Origin of the sequence: Pseudoalteromonas sp. Z1A6, assembly GCF_011378745.1 — a bacterium.
Lineage (GTDB): Bacteria > Pseudomonadota > Gammaproteobacteria > Enterobacterales > Alteromonadaceae > Pseudoalteromonas > Pseudoalteromonas arctica.
In genome coordinates this window covers 1-6,694 of the sequence record NZ_WTKW01000235.1, presented here as the reverse complement: position 1 = coordinate 6,694, position 6,694 = coordinate 1, and the positions used below count along the sequence as shown (strand labels likewise).

The window sequence follows — 6,694 nt, the reverse complement described above, 5'->3', positions numbered from 1 at the left end:
GAAGTGAGCTCTATAAAGCGAAGCGTAAGCCATTTAGGCTTACGCTTCGCTAAACAAAGAGTATTAACCTTTGCTTGCATATGCGTCGTTATGAACGCCTGCAGCACGACCTGATGGATCAGCATTGTTTTGGAACGATGCGTCCCATGCAAGTGCTTCAGGAGTCGAACACGCTACTGATTTACCATGAGGTACACATTTAGCTGATGCATCACCAGGGAAATGCGATTCAAAAATAGTACGGTAGTAGTAAGCTTCTTTTGAATCTGACGTATTAATAGGGTATTTAAATTTCGCATTTTCAAGCTCTTGATCGCTCACTTGCTCATTTACAAACTCTTTTAAGGTATCAATCCAGCTGTAGCCTACACCGTCTGAAAATTGCTCTTTTTGACGCCATAGCACTTCATCAGGTAAGTAACCTTCAAAGCCTTCACGTAAAATGTGTTTTTCAATTTTGCCATCTTTACACATTTTAGCTTCAGGGTTGATACGCATAGCAACATCAACAAATTCTTTATCAAGAAACGGTACACGTGCTTCTACGCCCCATGCCGCCATTGATTTATTAGCACGTAAACAGTCAAACATATGCAGTTTTGATACTTTACGGTTTAGCTCTTCATGAAACTCTTGTGCGTTAGGGGCTTTATGGAAGTATAAGTAACCACCAAATAGCTCATCAGCACCTTCGCCAGATAACACCATTTTAATGCCCATTGCTTTAATCTGGCGAGCCATTAGGTACATAGGTGTAGAGGCACGAATAGTTGTTACGTCATAGGTTTCTATGTGGTAAATCACTTCACGTAATGCATCAATACCTTCTTGAATGGTAAAAATGATAGGGTGGTGAATAGTACCAATCATGTCAGCTACTTTTTGTGCAGCCGCTAAATCAGGCGAGCCTTCAAGGCCTACTGAAAAAGAATGCAGCTTAGGCCACCATGCGTCGCTTTCGTCGTTATCTTCAATACGTTTTGCAGCAAAGCGCTGGGTAATAGCAGAGATAACCGATGAGTCTAAACCACCAGACAGTAATACACCGTAAGGCACGTCACACATTAATTGGCGTTTAACGGCGGCTTCTAATGCATCTTTAACGTCTTGCGCTTCTGCGCTGTTATCTTTAACTGCATCAAATGTTTCCCAATCACGTTTGTAATAAGGCGTCATTTTGCCATCTTTGCTATACAGGTAATGCCCTGGAGGAAATTCTTCAATATGCTTACAAATTGGAGAAAGTGCTTTTAGCTCAGAAGCAACGTAAAAGTTACCGTGCTCGTCGTGACCGGTGTAAAGCGGGATAATACCAATATGGTCACGGCCAATTAAGTAGGCGTCATTTTCTTCATCGTATAAACAAAATGCAAAAATGCCATTTAGGTCATCTAAAAAGTCAGGCCCTTTTTGTTTATACAGCGCTAAAATAACTTCACAGTCTGATTGAGTTTGAAAAGTAAAATCAACATCTAGCTCTGCTGCAAGTTCTTTATGATTATAAATCTCGCCGTTAACCGCTAAAATATTTGTTTTTTCAGGATTGTATAAAGGCTGCGCACCGCTTGATACACCAACAATAGCTAAACGCTCATGCACTAAAATAGCTTTTTCAGATGCATATACACCAGACCAATCTGGGCCACGGTGTCTAAGCAGCTTTGACATTTCAATTGCTTGGGTACGCAATTGAGTGGGATCAGATTTAATATCTAATACCCCAAAAATTGAACACATAGTAACTCCTCATTCCTATTATGTGTGCAGCAGAGCCAATTTGCTGTGCTGCGAAACCTTGTTTTATCAGAAAAAATTACTCAAGTCACATAGCTTTTACAATTAATTAAGAATAATTTATGCACCAAGCTAGATGTAATTGCACCAAAGTGGTTAATGCGTGGTTCCTGCTGCTATTTTTACGTCGCTATTATTGTTCAAAGCTTGTGCAATCATAACTCTCAGGGCATTAATAACGGTTTCTTCGCTCATGCTTGGTGCGCCATCGTGGTGCACAGCTTGGCTTGGTAAATAAGGAATATGCACAAAGCCACCTTTCATTACAGCGCAGTGATCATTTATGTAATGCATAAGACCATACATAACGTGATTACACACATAAGTACCTGCTGTATTGGAAATGGCAGCAGGTATATTGCTGTTGTGCAATGCTTGTAACATGCGCTTTATTGGTAAGTTTGTGAAATAGGCATCAGGGCCATTTTTTTCTATTGGTGTATCGATAGGCTGCTTACCTGCATTGTCTTTAATGCGTGCATCGTCAACGTTTATTGCAATACGCTCAATTGATATTTCGCTGCGCCCACCAGCTTGGCCTATACATAAAACAACCGCCGGATTGTGCGACTCAATGGCGTTTATAAGCTGACTGATAGACGTATTAAATTCACAGGCAAGTTCTAGTGTACATATTTTGTGTTTCATGATGATAGTTTCATCAAGTTTTTGCACTGCTTGCCAAGAAGGGTTTATAGCTTCGCCACCAAAAGGAGCAAAGCCAGTTATTAATACACACGGCATAGTAGAAGTTGATTTAGTCATTAAACACCAAGCTATACATTAAAATAATATTAACGGCGAGTAAGGAAACGGCCGTCGGAATTTGAACCTTTATTACATGGTACCTATTTTTTAAATCTAGGGCGTGTTGATTCTAGAATATTTTATAGGTTATTTTTAAGTGCAAGGCTCAATTGATGTAGGTGCCCGTCAAGTTTCTGCTTCGCCTTTGCTGCTTCTTCAAACGTTACATATTTAAATTCAACAGTATCTAAAGGTCTAAATTGTGCAAATTGATGTAAGTCGGCTTCAATTACAGTCCCTAAAAGAGGGTAGCCCCCGGTTGTTTGACCATCGTTAAGTAGCACAATAGGCTCACCATTCGGTGGCAGTTGAATACTCCCAGGACTCACCCCTAGTGATGGCAAAGAGTGCGAATGTGCCAAATTATTTTTATGCTCAAGCCTTACGCCCATTCGGTTGCTGTTACTACTAACTTTAAATGCGGTAGATACAAAGTTGTTAAGTAAAGGCTCGCCTAATAAATTAGCATGAGGACTTGGGTGCAGTCGTATAAGCTTGCGCTGGGCGGGAGCAATTGCGCCTACTTTTATAAACTCTCCATAATAAGGAGTAATAGGTATTTCATCACCAGTGGCGAGAGCTCTACCTTCAATACCACCAAAACATGCGTTTAAATCTGTAGATTTAGAGCCCATAACATCAGTATTTTGTATACCGCCTTTCACTGCTAAATAAGCTCTTAAGCCGGCTCTACCAGTAGCAAAGCTCAGTGCTTGTTTGTTTTTTACTGCGTATGTCCAACCAGGGTAAATTGCTTGTCCATCAAGGGTTGCTTGCAAATCTGCACCATGAAGCGCAATTACTGTGTCGCAGGTGAATTCCAGCTCGCACAAACCAACGGTTATTTCTAAAACGGCATCATTGTCGTTATTGTTAAGTAATCTATTAGCAATTATTTGTGCAAATGGGTCTAAGCTACCCGCTTTGCTTACACCTAAATGGCGGTAGCCTTCACGGCCAAAATCTTGAATTGTAAGTAATACACCACTTTTAAGTACTTTAATCATGAGTTGCTCCTTTATTAACTAGCAGAACAAATTCAAGCGTATCGCCAGGTTGAATTAGACAAGGTTGCTCAGAGGTTGAATCAAACAAAGAGGTATTTGTATGGCCTATTATGTGCCAACCGCCTGGCGTATCCGCGGGGTAAATTCCGGTTTGTGCAGCACCTATCGCAACAGAACCTTTAGGCACCCTAACACGTGGCTCATCACGCCTTGGGGTATGTAATTGCTCATCTAAGCCGTGTAGGTAGACAAAGCCGGGCTGAAAGCCTAAAAATAATACGTGATACTTGGCTTTACTATGAATATTAATAACCTCATCAGTGCTTAAATTATGATAATTAGCTACGTAATCAAGATCTTCGCCATTGTATGTGGTTTCAATTAAGTGATGCTGCCCCTTAAAAGTACTGCTTTTAATGTCATCCCACAGCAAAGGTAATGCTTGTAGCCATTTATTTAAGTGTTTATCAGATTTTAAATAGAGAGTGAGCGAGTTCATGGCTGGCACCAAATCGGTAAATTCATCAGTGCATTTACAGTGGCTGGTTAAAGCCCAAATTTTCTTTTGAATAGAGAGTCTATCTATAGCGTCTAAATGCGATGCATCAAGCAGTAAACTACTGTTTGTTAATGCATAAATATGGGGAGCTGGCTTCATTAAATAAACCTATTTGTACAACATAATTTAAACGTAACACAGTTTTATTAATTTATTTACACCATTGCGACTAAGTCGTTATGTTTAGTGTTTATTTACCCAGCTTACTTTAAGAGTGTTTTTATATTCAATTAATCGTATTTAACTTATTGAGGACTAAAACTTAATACATTTCGTACTAAATAAGTAATTAGGTTGAAATGAAAATTAAGATAAGGAGGTCTTAATTAGCACGCACTTGTTTATGAGGTACTTTATGAAACACCAGCATTTATTATATTTATCAGGCGCTGCTATTATATTTAGCGCAGGCAGCTTTGCTTTATCTATGGAAAAGGTAGAACACAGTAATGTAGAAGCCACCATGCATGTAGAAACCATTGTACTGGGGTCTGGTTGTTTTTGGGGAGCAGAAAAACGCTACGAAGCGCTTAATGGCGTTATTGATGCTGAGTCGGGTTATGCTGACGGTAATGGGTTTAAAGCAACGTACAGAAATATTACTGATCAGTCTCGTCGTTTTGACGAGAACAATTATGCTGAAGTTGTGCAAGTTATGTATAACAGCAATATAATTTCAGCAGAAGATCTCTTAAAAAACTATTTTGAAAGTCACGATCCTACGCAAAAAAATCGCCAAGGTAACGACATCGGTACTCAATATCGTTCAATTGTATTAACGACTACTGATGCACAAGCTAAAGTAGCTGAGCAAGTTAAATCGCAATATCAGCAGCTTTTAACTGATGCGAGCTACGGCAAAATCGAAACGGTTATTAAACCGCTTACAGGTTTTGTATCGGCAGAAGAATATCACCAAAATTATCTAGAAAAGAACCCTAATGGCTATTGCCCCGATCATTCTACAGGCGTAGTTTTTAATAAAACACCCGTAGAAAAAGCAGACAACAGTGCTCTACTCGCAGGTAAGCAAATAGTGGTACTTGATTCTCGTGATTACTGCCCGTACTGTGAAAAATTTAAAAAAGCAGTCGCAAATGATTACAAAGGCACAATACCTATGACATTTCGCCATGCTGACCAACTTAATGATTTAACTATTAAGTCAGCCACGTGGGCAACGCCGACTATTTTGTTTCTAGAAAATGGCGTTGAGGTATATGGCCGTCAAGGCTATGCAACACCTGAAGAGTTTTATAAAGCATTAGGCGCTTTTAAATTAGGTAACAGTGATGCTTATAAAGTTGCATTCGATGCACGAACAGATAGACCTTATTGTAAAGAGTACAAAGAGTTTAAAAATACACCTGATGGTACTTTTGTTGATAAATTAAGTGGAGAGCCACTATTTGATACAAGCGATAGGTTTAACTCCGGTACTGGTTGGTTGTCGTTTAAGCACCCAGTAAAAAGTAGTGTAACGCAGCATGACGATAGCAGCTGGGGAATAACACGTATTGAGCTACGTTCTAAAAGTACAGGTATTCATCTTGGTCATTTATTCCCAGGAGAAGGCCCTAGAGGCACAGACCGCTACTGTATAAACGCAACAGTACTCGATTTTGTACCAAGAGATAAAAGCTAAACCTTTTACTTTGTAAAGCCTGATTTTAATCAGGCTTTTTTTTGCATAAAATAAAATAGATTTATCATATTCTTTGCAAATTTGTTAAAATTAAAGCGTTGAGCTACACATCAATAATATTACTTAGGTTGTAAATGAATCAATTTATAAAAATAACAACGCAGTTAATGTATTTGCCTTTAGCTTTATTAATTTTTATTACCGATGCTAAGTCGGCAACGCACTATGTCGTCGGCGTAGAGAATATAGAGTATCTACCTTACTTTGATGGTAGTGGAACAAATGGTGCAGATTATTATGGCTTCAGTCAAAAATTACTTACTTTGTTCGCCCAGCAGCACGATTTTGAATTTGAGTTTTACACGCTGCCAATTAATCGTCTTTATAAAGAATTTATTGATCACCATCATGTTGATTTTAAATATCCAGATAACCCTCAATGGAAACCAAGTTATAAAGCTTCCTTTGGTGATTTAAATGAAATTATTTATTCGCAGCCAACCGTTGTGACTAAAACGGGTATTGCGAGTTTAAATAAAAATATCACTATTGATGAATGCGTTAGTTTTGCAACGGTGAGAGGGTTTACGTCTCAAAGCTTTAAACCTTTAATGAATAACGAAAACGTTGAGCTAATTGAAACAGCTAACGTAATGGAATTAATAGAGATGCTTTTGAAAGAGCGAGTGGAGTGTATTTACATATCTAACGATGTATTAAACTATAATATCGTTAAATATTTCAAATTAACCCGACCCGTTTATTTTCAAAACGAATTGCCGACAGATTTACAAGCCTTTTTATTATCGTCGATTGACTACCCTGAGGTAGTTAAGAAATTTGATACATTCTTGCTTTCACATAAAGTGCAAATAAGTAAAT

Annotated in this window: 6 protein-coding genes and 1 pseudogene; 2 read left to right on the top strand and 5 right to left on the bottom strand. The window is 38.6% G+C overall.

Annotated features, from left to right (window positions below; all coding sequences use genetic code 11):
* Positions 1-63 precede the first annotated feature (63 nt).
* The 5 genes and pseudogenes from asnB to pxpB all read right to left on the bottom strand — a co-directional run bounded on the left by asnB (position 64) and on the right by pxpB (position 4,266).
* A complete protein-coding gene (gene asnB, locus GQR46_RS14130; RefSeq protein WP_165741282.1) occupies positions 64-1,737 on the bottom strand; it encodes an asparagine synthase B in 1,674 nt (557 codons plus the stop codon).
* Positions 1,738-1,890: 153 nt separating this feature from the next.
* A complete protein-coding gene (pcp, locus tag GQR46_RS14125) occupies positions 1,891-2,559 on the bottom strand; it encodes a pyroglutamyl-peptidase I (protein WP_206009606.1) in 669 nt (222 codons plus the stop codon).
* Positions 2,552-2,659, bottom strand: a pseudogene (locus tag GQR46_RS20825) (DUF979 family protein); the annotation flags it as partial. The gene pcp and the pseudogene GQR46_RS20825, both read right to left, overlap by 8 nt.
* 22 nt (positions 2,660-2,681) lie before the next feature.
* Positions 2,682-3,608: a biotin-dependent carboxyltransferase family protein gene (locus GQR46_RS14115; RefSeq protein WP_165741281.1), complete on the bottom strand. Its 927-nt coding sequence runs from the start codon at positions 3,606-3,608 to the stop codon at positions 2,682-2,684.
* Complete coding sequence (gene pxpB / locus GQR46_RS14110; RefSeq protein ID WP_165741280.1) at positions 3,601-4,266, bottom strand: 5-oxoprolinase subunit PxpB; 666 nt, start codon at positions 4,264-4,266, stop codon at positions 3,601-3,603. Before pxpB ends, GQR46_RS14115 begins: the two co-directional genes overlap by 8 nt.
* A 256-nt stretch (positions 4,267-4,522) precedes the next feature.
* Between pxpB and msrA the strand changes: the two genes are divergently transcribed.
* A complete protein-coding gene (gene msrA, locus GQR46_RS14105) occupies positions 4,523-5,812 on the top strand; it encodes a peptide-methionine (S)-S-oxide reductase MsrA (RefSeq protein WP_007583093.1) in 1,290 nt (429 codons plus the stop codon).
* Between the two features lie 134 nt (positions 5,813-5,946).
* Positions 5,947-6,694: amino acid ABC transporter substrate-binding protein (locus tag GQR46_RS14100; RefSeq protein WP_165741279.1), on the top strand; the 748-nt coding region annotated here is incomplete at its 3' end.

Coding starts and splice junctions, on each gene's coding strand:
- asnB (WP_165741282.1), bottom strand. CDS start 1,737: ATGTGTTCAATTTTTGGGGTATTAGATATTAAATCTGATCCCACTCAA.
- pcp (WP_206009606.1), bottom strand. CDS start 2,559: ATGACTAAATCAACTTCTACTATGCCGTGTGTATTAATAACTGGCTTT.
- GQR46_RS14115 (WP_165741281.1), bottom strand. CDS start 3,608: ATGATTAAAGTACTTAAAAGTGGTGTATTACTTACAATTCAAGATTTT.
- pxpB (WP_165741280.1), bottom strand. CDS start 4,266: ATGAAGCCAGCTCCCCATATTTATGCATTAACAAACAGTAGTTTACTG.
- msrA (WP_007583093.1), top strand. CDS start 4,523: ATGAAACACCAGCATTTATTATATTTATCAGGCGCTGCTATTATATTT.